We start from the raw sequence: 18,141 nt of genomic DNA, 5'->3' as shown, positions 1-18,141 counted from the left end.
AATGTTGTAAAAGGTAGGAAATTATTGTAAAATTAATAAGAATTACATATGCGGCACTAACCGTTTGAAAGTAGTCCAAGACAGAATAAATCTTCTGTCTTTTTATATTTCAGCAGATCAAATGAAGCCGGTCTAACGCCCTCATATGCTCTTCCCCTGAAGTCAATAAATAAATACGGGTCGTTTCCACGCTGGAGTGTCCCAGCAAATCAGCTAATTTCGCGATATCTTTTTGAGAATCATAAAAAATCCGCGCAAATAAATGTCGAAGATTATGGGGGAAGACTTTCCCCGGATCCACCCCGGCTGCACAGCACAGATGTTTCATCTGCGCCCAGATCTCTTTGCGGTCCAGCGGACGTCCATGTCTGGTCAGAAACAGCTCTCCTGAGCCAATTTTTTGTTCCCTCGCATATTTTATTAATTTCCTGCAGAGTTTTTCCGGCAGCAGAATCGTTCGGGTTTTTCCTTTTAAGATAATCACGGCTTTCCTGACCTGAACGGCTTCCACCGTTATATAGCGGACTTCGGAAGCCCGGATACCGGTTGAGGCCAACGTCTGCAGAAGAAGGGAAAGCCTGTTGTTCTGCTTGCGGTCGGCAGCAGTAACCAACCGTTCATATTCCCGGCGCGTCAATTCTTTTTCTTTTGACGCAAAAGTCCTCCGCTGCAGGCGAAGAGGCTTCACAAGACAATCCTCCCAGCTCATAAAACGGAAAAATCCATTGAGAGCCGCTAACGCTGTATTGACGCCGGCAGGCGCGAACTGATTCGTCAATTCATTTTTGTAATCAATCACACGATCTTTATCCAGTTGCTTTTTCTCCGCCATCCAGTGATAGAATCTCGTCAATGCCCGTTTATATTTTTCTATGGTCGCGGCACTGCGCTCTTGACGGTGTAAGTCTTCCAGGTACCTTGTAAGATTCGGCAAATCCATATTATGCATCAGAATTTATACCTCCTTTGTAATCATAGCATGATCTTTTTGCAGCAGATCATACATCGTCTTCTAGTCATACTCTGAGCATTTTCAAATTACCTCAATGCTGGCCGCTCTATTACCATATCATTAATAAAATAAATAATAAAGAATTATAAACCATAAATTGACATGAACTTCAAAATGAATTAACATAAAATTAAACAAATTTTTACATAAGGAAAGGTCGGTTTTCGACAATGGATATCGTATCAGTCATTACATTGCTGGGAGGTCTCGCATTTTTTCTGTTTGGCATGTCCCTTCTTGGAGATTCTCTAAAAAAAGTAGCCGGCAGCCGGCTGGAGGTATTTCTTGCGAAACTGACCTCCACGCACATTCGGGGGATTCTGCTTGGAACCTTCGTGACGGCCGTGATTCAGAGTTCTTCCGCCACCACCGTTATGGTCGTTGGTTTTGTGAACTCAGGCGTTATGAAACTGTCTCAGGCCATCGGCATCATCATGGGCGCAAATATCGGGACTACGGCCACCGGCTGGATCTTAAGCCTGACCGATTTGCAGGACGGCGGCACAGCGGCGCAGTTATTTTCCGTGTCCACTATTTTTGCTCTCATCGCGCTGATCGGCATCATTCTCTACATGACCGCCCACAGTACGAAGAAGAAAAACGTGGGCGTGATCCTGCTGGCATTCTCTATATTAATGTACGGCATGCAGATTATGAGCGGCGCAGTGGAGCCATTAAAGGACAGCGCCGAATTCATACGCGTGCTGACCGTTTTCTCCAACCCCCTCATCGGAATTCTGGCCGGAACCCTGTTTACCGCCGTTATCCAGAGTTCCTCCGCTTCCGTAGGTATCCTGCAGGCCCTGGCCGTCACCGGCAGCATATCATATGATATGGCGGTGCCGCTGATCCTGGGCATGAGCATCGGCGCCTGCGCACCGGTTCTGGTATCCAGTATCGGCGCAAACAAAAACGGCCGGCGGGCCGCATTTATCTATCTATATTATAACCTGTTCGGTTCACTGGCATTTATGGTGGTCTATTATGCCGCCACACGGCTGTTTGATCTGACCTTTACCTCCATGGCCGCCACTGCCGTGGGAATCGCCATCGTCAACACGGTGGCCAAACTGTTCGCCACCATTGTTCTGCTTCCCTTCATGGGGCAGCTGGAGAAGCTGGTTTATCTCACCTTCAAATCCTCGCCCGAGGATGAGGAATATGAAGAAAACCTCCTGGACGAGCGCTTCTTAAATTACCCGCCCCTGGCCATTGAACAGAGCAATCTCACCATCACGAAAATGGCCGAGGCCGCTAAGAAGAATATCCTGCAGGCGATTGACCTGCTGGCGGATTACCGTCCCGAATCAGCGGAAAAAATCGTGAATCGGGAAAACGTGGTGGACAAGTATGAGGACAAGCTGGGTACTTATCTGGTTAAATTAAGCGGGAAGGAACTGTCCCACAGCGAAGCCCGCTATTCTTCCAAATACCTCCACAGCATCACCGATCTGGAGCGGATCTCAGATCATGCCGTGAATGTGATGGAACTGGCTGCGGAGCTTCACGAAAAGAAACTGACCTTCTCTGCGGCAGCGGACACAGAACTGAGTATCTGTATTGCCGCCGTCAGAGAGATTCTGGATATCGCCTTTGGCGCTTTTATATCAGATGATTTGGAAATGGCGCACCGGGTGGAACCGTTAAAGCAGGTCATCGAGGAGATGGCGGGCGCCATGAAGTCCAGCCATATCGAACGTGTCCAGGCCGGAAAATGTACGTTGGAGTTAGGCTTTGTATTTAACGATCTGCTCAATAATTTTGAGCGGGTGGCCGATCACTGTTCCAATGTGGCCTTAAGCGTCATCGAGATGAATGACCTCTCGTTTGAATCCCACGGCTATTTCCGCTCCTTAAAATCCTCTCAGGCCGAGAACTACGCGGAACTAGTGGAGGAGTACAAGAAGAAATACTATATCCGGCTGCCATATCAGGAGGAGGTTCCGGGTCTTGAAGAAACTGGTTGCGCGGGATTTGACTCAGATTATGAAAAATCGGCGTTACACGCTCCAAGCGCCTGATATCTTTTTAAACCCAACTAGTGTTTGCAGCGGAGAGTCCGAAGGTTACTGCCAGCAATAGTACCGCACAAACTCTCCCGACTCATCCCGGACGATCCGCCCCGCATCCACCAGGTAATACAGGTGGGCCAGCGTTTCCGCCATGGCAAACCAACGCTGATTATACGGGAACATCTCCCATGACAGGCCCCGGAGGGACCAGTGGATCAGCCCCGCAGTCTCGTATGCGGTGATTCCCGGGTGATCGATAACCGTCTGCCGGATCTCATCCAACCGGCACCGGTGGTGTTCCAGAAGCTGATCGATTCTCTGATAAATATCCTCACCTGCTTCCCTGTGTGCCGGGAAGGACTGACGGACCGGAATTTTACGGACCATTTTAAGGCTTTCCAGGTAATCGGCCAGGGAGTGGGGCACAGACGGCCATATACTGATATTTGGCGTTATGTCAAACAGAATATGGTCTCCGGTAAATAAAAGCTGCTGCTCCGGCAGGTAAAGAACGGTATGCCCGGGGGTATGGCCCGGAGTACAGATCGTCCGCACCTTCAGGTCTCCCATCGGCAGGTCTTCTCCATCTTCGATCACGTTAACCGGGAATCCGGTCCTTGGTATCTCAAGCCTACCTTTGCTCTCACCGAGGTGCCTCAGCTGCAGTCCCCCCGGAAACCCTTCCTGTGAAAACGCCTCGTTCATCCCGCCTACAATGTCTTCCGCGTTTATCGTCTTCGTATATTCATATTCTCTTTTTCCCATATAAACAGGAACGCCCCGCTCCACAAAATCCCACACCAATCCGATATGATCCGCATGGAAATGTGTTAAAAACAATGCCGTGCTGGATAAGTTAAGCTTCAGTTCCTCAAGCCCCGCCCACAGAACCTCATGACATGCAGGATCGTTAAATCCTGTATCGATCACCAACGACCGTTCCGGGGTCTGCAGAACATAGATGTTCAGATTTTTAAGAGGATTCCGGGGAAGTTCAATTTGTATTCTATGAATTTTCGGGTTATTCCAAACGAGTTCTACCATTGCAAGCGCTCCTTTTTTCCGGCTGTCCCGCCGTCTTTTTTAGCACCGCCCTCATCACGTCACTATTCTTCCAATCATATATCCGGGCTTTCCTGATTATCCGTATCATCGGATCTACTGTTATTATATACCAGATTGCCTCCCTGGCACAAAGTCTTTTAAAAATAAGTAGAAAAGGAATTGCCCTGATGTCCATCCCCCCAAAGGTTTTTTAATCCATAGGATTCCCTGGGAAAATATTCTAGGAAATACACAAAAGCCCTTGCAAACCTACCGCTTGCAAGGGCTTAATACGTGCGTGAGAGGGTTCGAACCCCCGACCTTCTGGTCCGTAGCCAGACGCTCTATCCAGCTGAGCTACACGCACACGAATTTTCAACAGAAGAAAACCCGTAACAGTAGATATTATACATCATTCTCAGAAATTGTCAATAGAAATAAACAAATTTTGTCCAATATTTTTTAAGGGCTGAAGTGAGATGAACGGCGCATCCTCCTTACCGGCGTCAAGAACGGATCTATCCGGGGCCATGGTGACGATCGGCAAAAATCTGTGAGACTTGGCGGGCTGGGGCCTCTGAAAAGATGCCGCTCCAACAACCTCCCTTGAGTTGTGGAGCGGCATCTTTCCAATTATGTCCGCCTGTTTTATGTTAAGTTATCTGTTCTGCACCCTTTTACGTCTGAGACTGAAGAAAATCGCTGCCGCAGCACCTCCAGCCAGAATCAGCATTCCTGCTATGGGCGCCCCATCCTGTGTGGACACCTCCGAAGCCTTGCTGTCATTGCCTGAGTGGCCGTCGCTGTTCTGTGATGTCTTGTTATCTTCTTTCTCCTGTTCCTTTTGTTGAACCTTATATACGATGGCGTATACGGAAAATTTATCACTCTCAACCGTTATGGTGTCCGGACTGCTGTCCAAATCCTTTAATTCTTCCACTTTGCCGTCATGAACCCTTAATATGGAGAATGTTCTTGTCCCGGCATCCCCGGCCTTCAATTCCTCTGGAATCTGAATCACGAATCTGATGGCTTTCTCCGTCTGGTTCAGAGTTATTGCCTCTTCGCTGCCGATTTGTTTGGACAGGGTAATATTCAACAATTTACCCAGACTCCATCCCGGAAACGCGTTCTTCATGCTTTGAATCTCCGGCGCAAATCTGTTCTCATCCACGGCTTGAAGCTGTAAAAGAATTCTGACTCCTATACCTTCCGAGATCTGACGGAATTCTTCATCCGACAGAATTGCCCGCAAAGCTTCCTCCTGATTTGCAATGGTAATCTGTGGCATCTTATCCTGGATATTAACCTCCACGGCCGCGCTGCTTTTGCGTACCAGTCCGTCCATTTTCTCTTTCAGGTTCCGGATGGCCTCATCCACGCGCTCCTGAGTACTCACAGATTCTCTAAATACCGATCCTGCGTGGGATAAGGCCGCCGTCAGTGCAGACCAGCTGGCATCGGTATAATCGCCGTCTTTTAACTTCTCCGCCTCCTGAATCAGCTTCAGCAGTTCTTCTTTGTCAACCAGCTGGGTAATCTGTTTTTCTTTTACAACTACCGTAAAGCTCGCGCTTTCTGTCACTCCGCCCTCTGTATAGCTGACCTTTACTGTTTTCTGTCCTGGGGTACGGGAATCAAAACCGTTCACCTCATAATCCGCCGCCTCCCTCGTGCTGCCGTCGCTGTAATGCGCAGTAACCGCAAGGCCATCCGGATCAAAAGCTTCCCCAACCGCGTATTCCGTCTTTTTCGGTGCCGTCAGTGTAATCGACTCAAGTATCACAGGTTCTGCTTTTTCGTTTACCGTTACCTCGAAGGATGCGGTTTGGGTCGCATCTCCTTCCGTATAGCTTACTACTACCGTCTTCTTACCTGCAACGGTAGAATCGAACCCACTTATCTCATACCCCTGCACCTCTTTGGTGTTTCCGTCACTATAGTGGGCCGTTACTACGAGCCCGGCCGTATCCAGTTCTTCTCCGATCTCATAGGTTGTCTTATCCGGCCCCGTCAGGGATACCGATTCAAGTATCACAGGTTCCGGTTCTTTTTCGTTTACCGTCACTGTAAAGGATGCCGCTTTGGTTATTTCTTCTTCCGTATAGCTTACATGCACGGTTTTTTGCCCTGCAGCCGATGAATCGAATCCGCTTATCACATAATCCTGCACTTCCTTTGCGCTGTCATCGCTGTAGTGGGCCGTAACGGTAAGGCCTGTGGTATCCAGCTCTTCGCCGATCTCATAGCTTGTCTTATCCGGACCGGTCAACGTGATGGATGTCAAAGTCACGGTTTCCGGATCCGTCGCCTTATTCACGGTCACCGTAAAGTCCGCAGTCTTCGTAACATCTCCCTCCGTATAGCTCACCGTCACGGTCTTTTGCCCTGCTTCAGAAGAGTCAAACTCGCTCAGCTCATAATCTGAAACTTCTTTCTGGCTGCTATCACTGTAATTGGCGGTCACTACAAGCCCTGTGGTATCCAATGCTTCATTCAGCTCGTATACGATCTTCTGCGGCCCCGACAAAGTTATTGATTCCAGCACTACCGGCTCTTCCTTCTCTTTTACGGTAACCCCAAAGGAAGCTGTCTTCGTAATTCCGCCTTCTGTATAGCTGATCGTGACAGTCTTGTCCCCGGCTTGTGCGGAGTCATATCCGCTTACCTCATAATTGGTTACTTCCGCCTCGGTACCGTTACTATAAGAAGCGGTTACCGTCAGGCCGGCCGTATCCAATTCCTCTCCAATCTCATACTCTGTCTTGTCAGGGCCATTAAGTTTGATTGACTCAAGTTCGACCTGGATCTTATATTTCCCCATAAGATACGCATTGACTTCTTCCATTTCAAGATCAGTCAGCGCTTTATCATACACCAGGATCTCGGAGACCGTTCCGGTAAAGTAAAACATCTGATTATTCGATATGCTTGCCCCCACATAGAGATCTGATCCGTTGTTTGCCGTCCTATCCGCCTGACCGTCTTTCTTCAGAACGCTTTGTCCATTGATATATAACTGCTCCGTGGATCCCTTCTTTACCGCAGCGGTCACGGAGTTGGTCTCCATCGCAGCTTCCCGGTTATACTTAACATGGCAGTTGGCCGCGCCAGATCCGAATCGGAAAGCCACATGATCCTGATAAGGCGATAGATAGACCGACCCCCAGCCGCCGCCTTCTGTCACAAAGAACGAAGTTCCCCGGTCGCCGTTTTCATCTCCTTGACGAACCGGACCGGTATATTGATTCACTAAAATAACAGTTAGCTCCTCTTTATTATTAAAATCCACTCCGTTCATGGCGAGGAATTCGCTGCTCCCATTAAACTGAAGATGCTTATTCCCATTCTCGTCTGTGATCAGTTTCGGGGCAGCGGCGGCGTTCGACTGGCTTAATTTTACCCCGGAACCGCTCTGGTCTGCCCATTCCAGTACCGAGCTTCCATCTTCACCCAGAGTCGTTCCCTCGTCAGCCGCGAACCGCATCGTAAGATTATCTGCCGGTACGAAAGCGCTCTCTTTAACCGTCACTTCACAGGATAGCGTATACCCCTCTATCTGAGCTGTGATCGTAGCTGTACCCGCGCTGTAAGCCCTGATCCTTCCATTTTCATCTACCACTGCAATCTGAGGGTCACTGCTATCCCATTTCACCTCGGAGCCTTCAGGCAGGTTTTCGATGGTAAGTTGACCGTACACCTTACTTCCCAGATACAGTGACATCGTCCGTGTATTGAATCGGGGAGCCGTGTTCGTTACAAATACCGTATATTGAGACTCACCGGAAACAGATCCGTCAGAACTCTTTACATACAGTTTATACTCGCCGGAATCCTGAGGAAGCGCGATCGTATCCGCATCCCCCCGGGCTTTTGTCATATAGGTATTTTCTGAAAAATCTTTTGTCCCGGCAGGAGCAAGCCAGATCTCATCTTCCGGATCCAGGAATCCCATAATCGGCAGTTCTTCGCTGCTATCCACACCGACGCTGGACGGAAGAACGATATTCTGCACTCCATTGTAGAAGCGGCTTAACAGGTCCGCGTACTTATGGGCATACGATTTTGTCAGACCGGAGTTCACTGTGATCTCATATGCTTCTAATGGCCATACGCCGTCGCTTTGATAATGGAAATTCTCATTATTTATATGAATGGATTCTTTTTCGGCCGTATAGCAGTTATTGCTTGTAGAGTAATTATTATCATATAACAGGTCATGCTTTCTCCCGTATTCTCCGGCATATATGGCGTCACTGATTCTTCCTGAACTCACATTGTTTTTGATGGGCGCAAAGTAAGCAGAGCCTTCGTCCTGATAGAGCGTATGTTCCGAATTTCTTAAATAATTCCCTTCTATCTGAGTCCCGTCCTGTTTACCCAATGTATAGATGGACCCTCCGTCGTTTAAGATCTGCATCGTATCGTCGATTCGGTTATTCAGAATCTTATTTTCCCGGCAGGTTTCCGTGGGATAGCCCGGCAGTACACTGCCTCCCTGATTATTGGCGCTCCCCCAATCCAGGAACCCGTCCGGCTTCCCGTCAAAGTTACACCAGCCCCACCCAATGCTCATACCACTGTAAGCTGTATTTTTTAATATATTATTCTGCACCAGCAGGTTCTGCGTATAGAAAGAGGTAATAGTCACATTGGAGGGAAATAACTGTGAGCATTCATAAAAAAGATTATTCGTTATTCTATCATTTCTCGGTACTGCTTCCAGCCCGTTCTGATATTTTTCCTTATCCGCAGTAGCACCCAGTATCTCATTTTCCGGCTTCTGGTCCACCCGATGGACATACACCTCCGGCTCCAGCGAGTCGTTCTCATAGATATGCTGGGGATTTCCCACAACGACGCCACTGCCGCCCGTCTGGTAGAATTAGCAGCCGGTCACTTCGCAGTCCTCCACGTCATTTTTCATGTTGACGCCTTCCGCGCCGGTTAATTTGATCGCACCGTCCAATATGCTGATATGATGGGCGAACTCCATCTGAATGGCTCCCGGAAGGGTATCCAGATTCCGGTACATATCATAATGCCAGTTATCCGTGGAAAAAGCGGTGTATACAGTTCCCGCCTGCACCGTGGATTTCCCATAGGAATCCCCAACCTTCTGCAGGCCCCAGTCGGAGTGGGCGATCGTCAGCCCCTTCATCGTAATATACTGCACCTGTCCGCTGATCTCCTTGCGGCCCGCGGTATTCATGTCTCCCGAAGCCACCGGGGTACCTTTATAGTCTAAAATGGTTTCCAGCCGGGGAACTACAACCTCCGCGCTGGAGAGATCTTCATTTTCCCTTGGTATGTAATACAGCATTTTTTCCGTCTTGTCGAAATAAAACTCTCCGGGCTTGTCCAGCAGTTCGTAGGCGTTGTAGATGATATGGTTGCCGGTTCCCTGAAGCCCCACTCCCCATCCCGGAGTCTGGGCGATAGCTCCGTACGGCTGCTGCAGCTTAAGAATCCACTGTCCGTCTCCGCTGTCTTCGATTTCCCGCACACAGACCGTATTCTTATTCCAAACCTGCTGATTCTCGATCTCTACATCCTCGGGATTCCGTCTAATTTCCGGTAAGTCTGACTGGCTGTAGCGGATTCCGTCAAATTTGGTGCCGGTCGCCCAGGCCCAATCCGACGCTTCAACTGCCTCCTGATCTCCCAGCTTCCCGTCATAAGCGCTGATCTTTATATTATCGATCCGGATGTCTACCTTAGAGTTGTTACCCCCCTTATAGGCATAGATCCGAAGCCGTCCTCCTTCCCCGGATACCGGCATCGCGTTCCGGCAAGTCCATTCTTTCGGTTCTTGTGTACCTTTCTCCCAGTTTTTTACGAAATAATTACCATTCAAAATCATAATTTTTGTGGATACCCACTTCCCGTTTTGCAGACTACTCGGGAATTCTCCAATAGGACTGGAAACCTCTCCTTCCTGATCCGATTGCGTGTAAGATCTGGCTTTTTCCTGGACAAAACTGTACCAGTTGTCGACATCCTTGTACCACCCCTGGAGCTGAAGAGACTCATAGAGATTGTTAAATACATGATCTGCAGCAAACTGGTAATCCAACTCAATTAATGCGTTCTCATACGTATCACATTTTACGGTAAATCCACAGTCTTCGTTGGCTGTATGGGCGATCTGAAGCGCCTGATTACCCTCCCCTGCGTCTACCACATTGACGATACTGTTACTGTTATTTCCGGATTTCGCATAGAGTTCATAGATAGGATCATCCAAGCCTATCCTGTCGCCAACCGTGCGCTTGGAAAAATCATCCGAGAAGATTTCCTTCCATTTGAAATCCGTATCGCTGTAATTGGGCCCAACCGTATACCTTCCGTAGGAACCTTTTGCCCCTATCGTTCCATTGGTATTTGCCATATAGGAGCGCTCGCCATTCACATACAGAGAACGCAGCTTATTCTCACGTTCCAGCGGAATTTTCCAAATATTTTTTTGTGAATCCTCTAGCGTCCATGTCCCGCTCAGTTTATCGCCTCCGCTGATAATGGGCGCTGCGCCTTCCTCAGCCTCATAATAGATGGTACAGTTCTCATTTCCGGAATCCTCTTCTGAGAACAGAAGCGTATCATCCAGAGAATAGAAACCGTCGGCAATCTTTACTACGATATCTCCGCCCGATTTATCAAGGGTCCGGACGGTTTCTTTCGCTTTCTCAATGGTCTTAAACGGGCTGGCCGCCGAACCGTCATTGCTGTCGCTTCCATCCGGGGATACATACAACGTATGAGCTACCGTCCTGGTATCCTCGATTGTATCAGCGCCGGCTTGAATCATTCCCGTCATCGGAATACTGCCGAGGGTTAATAAAATGGCCAAAATACCGCTTATTATTTTTTTCATATATCTCCCATCCCTTTCTCCTTAGGTCTGTATAAATACTCTTTTATTTACGGCCAATACTAAATATCCGCCCTTCCCGCAATCACCCCCCGGTCGTTAAATTTTAGTTTTGGCAGTTATATACTAAATATTGTAGAACCTGGCCGCATCGAAGGGAATGTCTAGATCCATCCTGTTCATGTATATTTTTTACCGGGAATGCTGTCACTCTTTTCAAACAGGTTGGAAACAGTATATTTAGCAAAAACGTTGTACCGTCGGATAATAAATGATAAAATTGATTCAATATTTCCGGCAGGCACAATGATAGAAAGATACAGGTGGTTCAAAATGGAACGAATTGAAAAAACAATCTTTACCAACATGTGTATGATATACGACGATGACGGCCATGTATTGGTTCAGGACAGAAAAGACCCCGGCTGGAAAGGCATCGCCTTCCCGGGCGGGCATGTCGAACCTGGGGAATCCTTTACGGATGCGGTGGTCCGGGAAGTATACGAAGAAACAGGCTTACATATTTCCCAGCCTTATCTATGCGGTATCAAGCAGTGGCCCTATGAAGGCGGCATCCGTTATGTGATCCTTCTATATAAAACCAACCGTTTTACCGGTAACCTGACATCCTCCCCGGAGGGAGAAGTCTACTGGACGAAGCTGTCCGAACTTCCCGCGCTGAATCTGGCAAAAGGCATGGTCAAAACACTGCGGGTCTTCCTGGAGGATGATTTGACGGAACATTATTGGCAGGTACAAGAGGGGATCTGGCGGGACTCATTAAAATAATCTCCCCCGAAGGATAACTTCATTCATTGTAAAATTTATTTCACTATGCTAAGATAATCGGGTGCCCCCTGATACAGGGCACATTGATCTGAACAGAAAGAAGGGCGTTACATATTATGATTAAGAAAGAAGTACTGGAAATCCGCAAGCAGTACACCCCGCAGAACTGCACCATCTCCCGGATCTGCGGCTGTTACGTGGATGCGGAAAAAGAAAAGAAACTGGAATTAAAAGAAGCTTTTCTCTCCCTGCCGGAAGAGGAAATGTTCAAATACTTTGATATTTTCAAACAGACTCTGTCCGGGACCATCGGAAAAAATCTCATCAATATGGATTTTCCCCTGGAGCAGGAAATGCCGGGAGGCACACAGGAGTTCCTGTTAAAGCTTCGGGACAGTAAGCTTCAGGACGATATGCTGCTGGAGGAATTCTATGACAAGGTTATTGAAAGTTATTTCTACGGAGAAAACTATCTGATTCTGCTGATCCATGCGGCTTACGATATTCCCGGGAAATCCACCGACGGCTCGGAGATGTTCGACGCCTCCGACGAGGTCTTCGAATATCTGCTGTGCAGTATCTGTCCGGTGAACTTATCGAAACCCGGTCTCTGCTATAACGCGCAGAAAAACAGTATCGAGGACCGGATCCGGGACTGGATCGTCGAACATCCGGTAAAAGGATTCCTGTTCCCCGTTTTCAACGACCGCAGCACGGATCTTCACAGCGTCCTTTATTATTCCAAAAATGCCGAGGAGCTTCAGCCCGATTTTATCGATCAGATGCTGGGCTGTTCGCTGCCCCTGACCGCGGAGGGCCAGAAGGAGACGTTTAACACCATAATTTCGGATACGCTTGGTGAGGAATGCGATTATGAGGTGATCCGCACCATTCACGATAATTTAAATGTGATGATTGAAGAGTTCAAAGAAGCCCCGGAACCTCTCTCCCTGACGAAGACAGATGTCAAGCATCTGCTGGAACAAAGCGGTGTGCCGGAAGAGAAGCTGGAAACCTTTGAGACGGACTACGACGCCGTAGCCGGCGAAAAAACGGCGCTGCTGGCTTCGAATATCGCCAACGTACGAAAGTTTAATATCCAGACCCCGGATGTGGTAATCAATGTGAATCCGGAGCGCACAGATCTGATTGAAACACGGGTGATCGACGGGCGGCAGTGCCTGGTCATCGTGGTGGATGATCATATCGAGGTGAACGGAGTGAATGCCAGAACGCTGAAGCTGCCTGAACTGGGGGATGAGGAGTAGGTCTGTTGACGTTCTTCTTTGCTGTTTTACGGCCCGCTTTCGGGGACAGGCCCTTTCCGCCTTTCGTATCTTACGGTTCAACGGAACTGACGGAAAGTGCCAGTCCCCTTTCCGTCAGTTCCGTTTTTACCGCAGGCCGTATAGCTGTCTGGGGTTCTCGTATAGCCACAGCCGGGCGATCTCCAGGGCGTTCGCCTCGTTCAGATAGTGCTTCCGGATCATTTCCTCCAATCCTTCCGCCAATAGCTGGCGTGTCTGCTGCAGTACCGCTCCCACCGGTTCGCCGGCGCAGTGGCGGTCGCCTCCGAAAAACGATGTGTGGTCCACCGGTACCGCATCCAGAACTTTTGCCATATACTGTTTTGTGTATTCCCGGTCGCTGGACGTGATCCAGGTACAGTTTCCATATGCGTTGGGGCAGCTTTTCAAAATCGCCATATAGCTTTCCAGAACCGGATAGTTCAGGTGCAGCAGATCGAAGTTTACCTCCGGTACGCTTTCTATAATCTTTATGAATTCCGGGAAATAAAGCGCGCTCTCTCCGGTGACCAGGGTACAGCCGGTATGTACCGCTACCGGCAGCCGGTATTGGGAAAGGATCTCATATACCTTGAACATCATATAGTCCATCAGACCGGTACCGGAAGTCTCTCCTTTTAATAGGCTGTTCATCTCTCTTACAGCTTTCGTCTGATCCGGCGCTCCCAGGTGAAGGGGCCGAAAGTACAGATACAGCTCTTTGAACCCCACAATCCCCAATTCCACAAAGGTCCGGATCACGTATTCCACCGCCCGTTCCCAATCCTTGAGTGATCCAATTTCCATATCCGCCAATCTTCCGATCATCTGAAGCTGCTCTTTGTCGGCCACACTGTGAAAATCTGTGATATTTAATACCCGGTGTATCTTCGGATCCGGTTCCATTCCCGGTCCCATATATTTCTTTAATCCTTCCAGTCCCCCGAACATGGGATGCCCGATAGAATTACAGATGTATGCCTGAATCTCCGGATTCTGCGCAGCGATCTCGTCTGCATTCCGGTTCGCATACCATTCCCGGAATGCCCCGAAGTTCTCCTCCTTAAGCAAAAGCCCGGCCCTCTTTGCCACTTCGTCCATCAGGTATCTGCACTGGCTGAACTTAAGCTGCTCTCGGATCGCAAGCAAAGCCCGGAACTGGCTGAACTCGTCTTCCTCAGGATCTTCCAGCATTCCGATCCATTCCCCGGGCATATATCCGGAGTACATATTGACATAGCAGCTGTAATAAAAAAAGCGGGGCATATTGTAACCGAAGGTATCTGAATACCGGTCGAAATGCTCATGAGTATCCACGACGGGCATCTCTTCTATCTCTTCCAAAAGTCTACTACTAGCCATAGAATCTATTCCTCTGTTTTATGAGCTGTTACGCCAGATATTCACCGATCTTCTCACTCACCTCGGCGTAGCTCAGTTCTCTTTCATTCAGATTGTTAATTTCCCCCACGATCTTCTGGTCATTGAACACCAGAATTCTTCTGGAAAGGCTGATCAGCTCCGGCATATCTGAGGAGATCAGGATAATAGATTTGTGCTCTTTATCCGCCAGATCCCAGATCAGGTTGTGGATATATTCCTTGGCCCCGATATCCACACCCACTGTGGGTTCATCGATAATCAGGATGTCACATTGGGCTGCCAGCCATTTGCCGATACTGATCTTCTGCTGGTTTCCCCCGGACAGGGAACTGACCTTTGTCTTCTCGTCAGGGGTTTTCACTTCCATTTTCCGTATCATATCACCGACCAGGCGCTGTTCTTCCTTTGTCTGAATCCGATGGATTTTACTGGCCAGCCGCTTCCAGATTCCGATAGTCAGGTTAAAGCCCACCGTGTTATCCAGGATCAGCCCTTCTTCCTTCCTGTTCTCCGTGACGTAGCCGATCCGGTATTTATCCAAGGCATCCTGCAGGGAATGAATCTGTGCCCTTTTCCCGTTGACGTATACTTCCCCTTCATCCATCTTATCGATGCCGATGAGCAGACGCACGAATTCGGTCCGCCCGGATCCGACCAGTCCGCTAAGTCCCAGGATCTCGCCCTTTCGCAGATCCATGTTCACATGATCGAACTGCCCGTACACGGTGATATCCTTAGCCTCTAACACCTTTTCCTCTCCCACCGTCAGAAAACCTTTGTGGGCCATATCTTCTTTTCTTCCGATCATCATCCTGACAATATCGGAACGTTCGCTGTTGCCGCAGTCTCTCGTACCGACGAATTTTCCATCTCGCAGTACGGATACCTTGTCACAGACCTCTAACACCTCCTCGATCTTGTGAGAGATAAAGATCACCCCCACCTGGTCCCTTTTTAATTTACGGACGATCTCCAGCAATGTCTTCGTCTCATAACCGGTAAGCGATGACGTAGGCTCATCCAACAGAATATATTTCGCATTGCAGGACAGTGCTTTTGCGATCTGTATCAGCTGCTTTTGCGCGGCGGTCAGGCCGCCGATCTTCTGCGTGGGATCCAGTTTAAGACCCACCATGCCCAGATATTGCGCGGCAGTCTCATTGACCTTTTTCCAGTTCACGACACCATACCGCCCGAACCGGTCCAGCCTGTCCAGCACGATATTCTCGGCAACCGTGGCTTCAGATATGACCTGGATTTCCTGGCTAACCATGCTGATCTCATGATCCACCGCATCCCGGTAATTTTTAAAATGCATCTCGCTGCCGTCCAGATATACCTGTCCTTCATCCGGTTTATAAACTCCGGTGATGATCTTCATCAGAGTGGATTTGCCTGCTCCGTTTTCTCCCATCAGCGCATGAACCTCTCCCGGCTTAAATGTCAGGGTAATATCATCCAGCGCCTTCACTCCGGGAAAGCTCTTTCCTATTCCTTTTAATTCCAGCATAGTGATTCCTCCAACGTTTTTATACAGGCCTGCGGGAATATGGTTCCCGCAGGCCGGCAGTATTACCTAGTCAAAATAGGAATCCAGATTGCTCATGATCTCTTTTGTCTTAGCATCCAGGTCTCCGGAGAAATCAGCGGAATTCTCTTTCGTGACCAGTACGACTCCTGTGTCCACAAATGTATAATCGCTGACATTCTTTCCCTCGCCCAGCTTCTGTAACAATGCGCAGGAAATATAGCCGTGGGCATAAGGATTCTGCGCCACCGTCGCATCCACCGTACCGTCGTTGATCGCCTTGACCACCGTCTCATCCGTATCAATACCGATACAGTAGATATGTTTGTCCGTACCCATCTGCTGATAATAATCCGGCAGAGTTAATGCCATTCCGATGGACGCTGTATTTCCGGTGCAGACGATACCGTCTATGTTTCCTGCGTTGGAAGAGAGGGCGGTCTCGATCTTCTGTACGGCTTCCTCCTGGGACTTGATACCTCCTACTTCCTGCACGATCTTTACATCCGGATATTTCGCAACAACTTCTTCCACACCTGCTTTTCGAATTGCTGTGTTAGGGTCCTCCAGCACTTCCAGGACATTCAAAATATTTCCCTTCTCCCCCATCATTTTGATCAGTTCTTCCGCCGCATCCATAGCCGCCTGCTTTACGTCGGTCCCCACCGTAAAGGAAGCTGTGGTAGGCGTATTCGTAGCGCAGCCAAAGTTCACCACATTGACCCCATGGGCGGTTATCTCTTCATATAAGCTGTTGGCCCCCGCCGCGTCGGCCGGATAGATACTCAGAGCGTTAACTCCCTGGGCTACCAGCGCTTCTACTTCTTCATTTTGGGCGGACTGTGCCACATCGCTGCCCATGTATTTCAACACTTCGATTCCGGAATCCTTTGCAAAGGCTTCCACCCCTTTATATACTTCTTCATGGTAAGGATAACCGCTGAACCCATACCAAGCCATCTTGATGTCTGAAGCCCCATCTTTTGCGGGCTCACTTTCCCCTTCGGGAGCGGTGGAAGTATCTACATTCTTATCCGCTTCCGTCTTAGGTTCTTCCGCGGATGCACCGGAGGGAGCTGTTGTCACCGGGCTTCCACATCCGGCCAGACAGGCGCCGGTCATTACAGTTGCCAGACAAATAGCCAATAAACTCTTCTTCATTTTCATTTCCTCCTTATTTCTCCAATTGTTGTTTTTTCAGACGGTTTTTCCGGTTATGGGCATTTATGATCGCTTTGATGCTTTCCAGGGAAACGGCAAACAAAAGAATCAGCCCCAAATACGTTTCTTCATAGTATACATTTGCATTGATGGCCACCAGGCCGTTCTTTACCATGACAAGCAGAAAAGCAGCAAACAGCATTCCAAGCCCGTTAAAAACTCCTCCTGCCAGCGCCGTGCCGCCGATGGCCGTGACTGCAAAGGAGATAATCATCCAGTCACTTCCGGTGGAGGGCTGTGCGGAGCCTGCCTTGGACACCCATAGCAAGGCGGCGATGGCGGTAAACAATCCGGACATGATATTGGCCGTCACGATCATTCGCTCTGAATTGATTCCTGACATCCGGGCCGCCTCCTGATTGCCTCCTGTAGCCAGCAGCCGCCGGCCCAACGTGGTATACCGGAACATATAGATCAAAAATGCGATGGTGATCAGGGCAATGATCAGCAGCATCGGAATCCCGAACAGCCCGGAACGGCCGACGAAATCGAAGTTATCCGCGATCTCCGTATAGGAATATCCTCTGGAAATACCGCTCACCAAACCCGCAAAGATAAAGGAGGTGGCTAACGTTACGACAAATGCGTTTAATTTTAGCTTTGTAATGATCATACCGTTTAGGAAGCCCGCCGCCACTCCGGTGCCCAGACCGATCAGGATCGCCGGAAATATACCGACTCCCAGATTCTGCATGGCATAGCCGATGAATACTACGATCAGACCACCCATGCTGCCCAGTGACACATTCATTCCGCCGACCACACATACGATTCCCTGGGCCAGCGCGATGAAGACATAGATCGATGCCGTTCTGGAAATGTTAAATAGGTTATAAGCCGTGAAAAATCCGTCCGACATGGCAGCAAAGCATATGCTCAGTACAACAACCGCCAGAAGTACCGTAACCTCACTGCGTGCGAATACCGCTTTCCATTTACCAGATTTTTTTGCGCCGGTTTCCTGTACACTCTTCTCTTTCACTTTTCTTGTCCTC

11 protein-coding genes and 1 tRNA gene are annotated in these 18,141 nt (G+C 49.0%); 3 read left to right on the top strand and 9 right to left on the bottom strand.

Features of this window, described 5'->3' with window-relative positions; genetic code table 11:
- Nucleotides 1–109: 109 nt before the first annotated feature.
- On the bottom strand, nucleotides 110–949 hold the full coding sequence (locus KTH89_RS22090) for a tyrosine-type recombinase/integrase (protein WP_238723133.1): 840 nt from the start codon (nucleotides 947–949) through the stop codon (nucleotides 110–112).
- A 233-nt stretch (nucleotides 950–1,182) separates the two neighbouring features.
- Here KTH89_RS22090 and KTH89_RS22085 point away from each other — a divergent pair, with 233 nt between their 5' ends.
- Nucleotides 1,183–3,033, top strand: coding sequence for a Na/Pi cotransporter family protein (locus KTH89_RS22085; protein ID WP_158345465.1), 1,851 nt, complete (start codon nucleotides 1,183–1,185; stop codon nucleotides 3,031–3,033).
- 45 nt (nucleotides 3,034–3,078) lie between these two features.
- On the opposite strand, the gene KTH89_RS22080 is transcribed toward KTH89_RS22085, so the two are convergent.
- From KTH89_RS22080 to KTH89_RS22065, 4 genes are all read right to left on the bottom strand, one after another.
- Nucleotides 3,079–4,068 (bottom strand): MBL fold metallo-hydrolase, encoded by a 990-nt coding sequence (locus KTH89_RS22080; protein WP_238723132.1) that lies wholly within the window; start codon nucleotides 4,066–4,068, stop codon nucleotides 3,079–3,081.
- A gap of 293 nt (nucleotides 4,069–4,361) precedes the next feature.
- Nucleotides 4,362–4,435, bottom strand: a tRNA-Arg gene (locus tag KTH89_RS22075).
- Between the two features lie 291 nt (nucleotides 4,436–4,726).
- Nucleotides 4,727–8,923 carry a bacterial Ig-like domain-containing protein gene (locus KTH89_RS22070; protein ID WP_158345467.1) on the bottom strand — a complete coding sequence of 1,399 codons (4,197 nt, stop codon included), beginning with the start codon at nucleotides 8,921–8,923 and terminating at the stop codon, nucleotides 4,727–4,729.
- 30 nt (nucleotides 8,924–8,953) lie between these two features.
- Nucleotides 8,954–10,942 (bottom strand): hypothetical protein, encoded by a 1,989-nt coding sequence (locus KTH89_RS22065; protein ID WP_158345468.1) that lies wholly within the window; start codon nucleotides 10,940–10,942, stop codon nucleotides 8,954–8,956.
- A 330-nt stretch (nucleotides 10,943–11,272) separates the two neighbouring features.
- On the opposite strand from KTH89_RS22065, the gene KTH89_RS22060 reads away from it, so the two are divergent.
- Both KTH89_RS22060 and KTH89_RS22055 read left to right on the top strand, forming a co-directional pair.
- Complete coding sequence (locus KTH89_RS22060; protein WP_158345469.1) at nucleotides 11,273–11,728, top strand: 8-oxo-dGTP diphosphatase; 456 nt, start codon at nucleotides 11,273–11,275, stop codon at nucleotides 11,726–11,728.
- 116 nt (nucleotides 11,729–11,844) lie between these two features.
- Nucleotides 11,845–12,996, top strand: coding sequence for a DUF4317 domain-containing protein (locus KTH89_RS22055; protein WP_158345470.1), 1,152 nt, complete (start codon nucleotides 11,845–11,847; stop codon nucleotides 12,994–12,996).
- A 126-nt stretch (nucleotides 12,997–13,122) separates the two neighbouring features.
- Here KTH89_RS22055 and KTH89_RS22050 read toward each other — a convergent pair whose 3' ends face one another.
- The 4 genes from KTH89_RS22050 to KTH89_RS22035 form a co-directional block, all read right to left on the bottom strand.
- Nucleotides 13,123–14,376: an amidohydrolase family protein gene (locus tag KTH89_RS22050; protein WP_238723131.1), complete on the bottom strand. Its 1,254-nt coding sequence runs from the start codon at nucleotides 14,374–14,376 to the stop codon at nucleotides 13,123–13,125.
- 28 nt (nucleotides 14,377–14,404) lie between these two features.
- A complete protein-coding gene (locus KTH89_RS22045) occupies nucleotides 14,405–15,907 on the bottom strand; it encodes a sugar ABC transporter ATP-binding protein (RefSeq protein WP_238723130.1) in 1,503 nt (500 codons plus the stop codon).
- A 66-nt stretch (nucleotides 15,908–15,973) separates the two neighbouring features.
- On the bottom strand, nucleotides 15,974–17,086 hold the full coding sequence (locus KTH89_RS22040) for a sugar ABC transporter substrate-binding protein (protein WP_238723128.1): 1,113 nt from the start codon (nucleotides 17,084–17,086) through the stop codon (nucleotides 15,974–15,976).
- Between the two features lie 13 nt (nucleotides 17,087–17,099).
- A complete protein-coding gene (locus KTH89_RS22035; protein ID WP_238723127.1) occupies nucleotides 17,100–18,128 on the bottom strand; it encodes an ABC transporter permease in 1,029 nt (342 codons plus the stop codon).
- Nucleotides 18,129–18,141: the final 13 nt, after the last annotated feature.

Origin of the sequence: Diplocloster agilis, from assembly GCF_019042275.1 — a bacterium.
In the GTDB taxonomy this organism is placed as follows: domain Bacteria; phylum Bacillota; class Clostridia; order Lachnospirales; family Lachnospiraceae; genus Diplocloster; species Diplocloster agilis.
The sequence above is the reverse complement of the archived record's forward strand: the minus strand, read 5'-3'. Positions and strand labels throughout refer to the sequence as shown.

What these genes read in the sequence shown, in the direction of transcription:
- KTH89_RS22090 (WP_238723133.1), bottom strand. Translation starts at nt 949, where the DNA reads ATGCATAATATGGATTTGCCGAATCTTACAAGGTACCTGGAAGACTTA.
- KTH89_RS22085 (WP_158345465.1), top strand. Translation starts at nt 1,183, where the DNA reads ATGGATATCGTATCAGTCATTACATTGCTGGGAGGTCTCGCATTTTTT.
- KTH89_RS22080 (WP_238723132.1), bottom strand. Translation starts at nt 4,068, where the DNA reads ATGGTAGAACTCGTTTGGAATAACCCGAAAATTCATAGAATACAAATT.
- KTH89_RS22065 (WP_158345468.1), bottom strand. Translation starts at nt 10,942, where the DNA reads ATGAAAAAAATAATAAGCGGTATTTTGGCCATTTTATTAACCCTCGGC.
- KTH89_RS22060 (WP_158345469.1), top strand. Translation starts at nt 11,273, where the DNA reads ATGGAACGAATTGAAAAAACAATCTTTACCAACATGTGTATGATATAC.
- KTH89_RS22055 (WP_158345470.1), top strand. Translation starts at nt 11,845, where the DNA reads ATGATTAAGAAAGAAGTACTGGAAATCCGCAAGCAGTACACCCCGCAG.
- KTH89_RS22050 (WP_238723131.1), bottom strand. Translation starts at nt 14,376, where the DNA reads ATGGCTAGTAGTAGACTTTTGGAAGAGATAGAAGAGATGCCCGTCGTG.
- KTH89_RS22045 (WP_238723130.1), bottom strand. Translation starts at nt 15,907, where the DNA reads ATGCTGGAATTAAAAGGAATAGGAAAGAGCTTTCCCGGAGTGAAGGCG.
- KTH89_RS22040 (WP_238723128.1), bottom strand. Translation starts at nt 17,086, where the DNA reads ATGAAGAAGAGTTTATTGGCTATTTGTCTGGCAACTGTAATGACCGGC.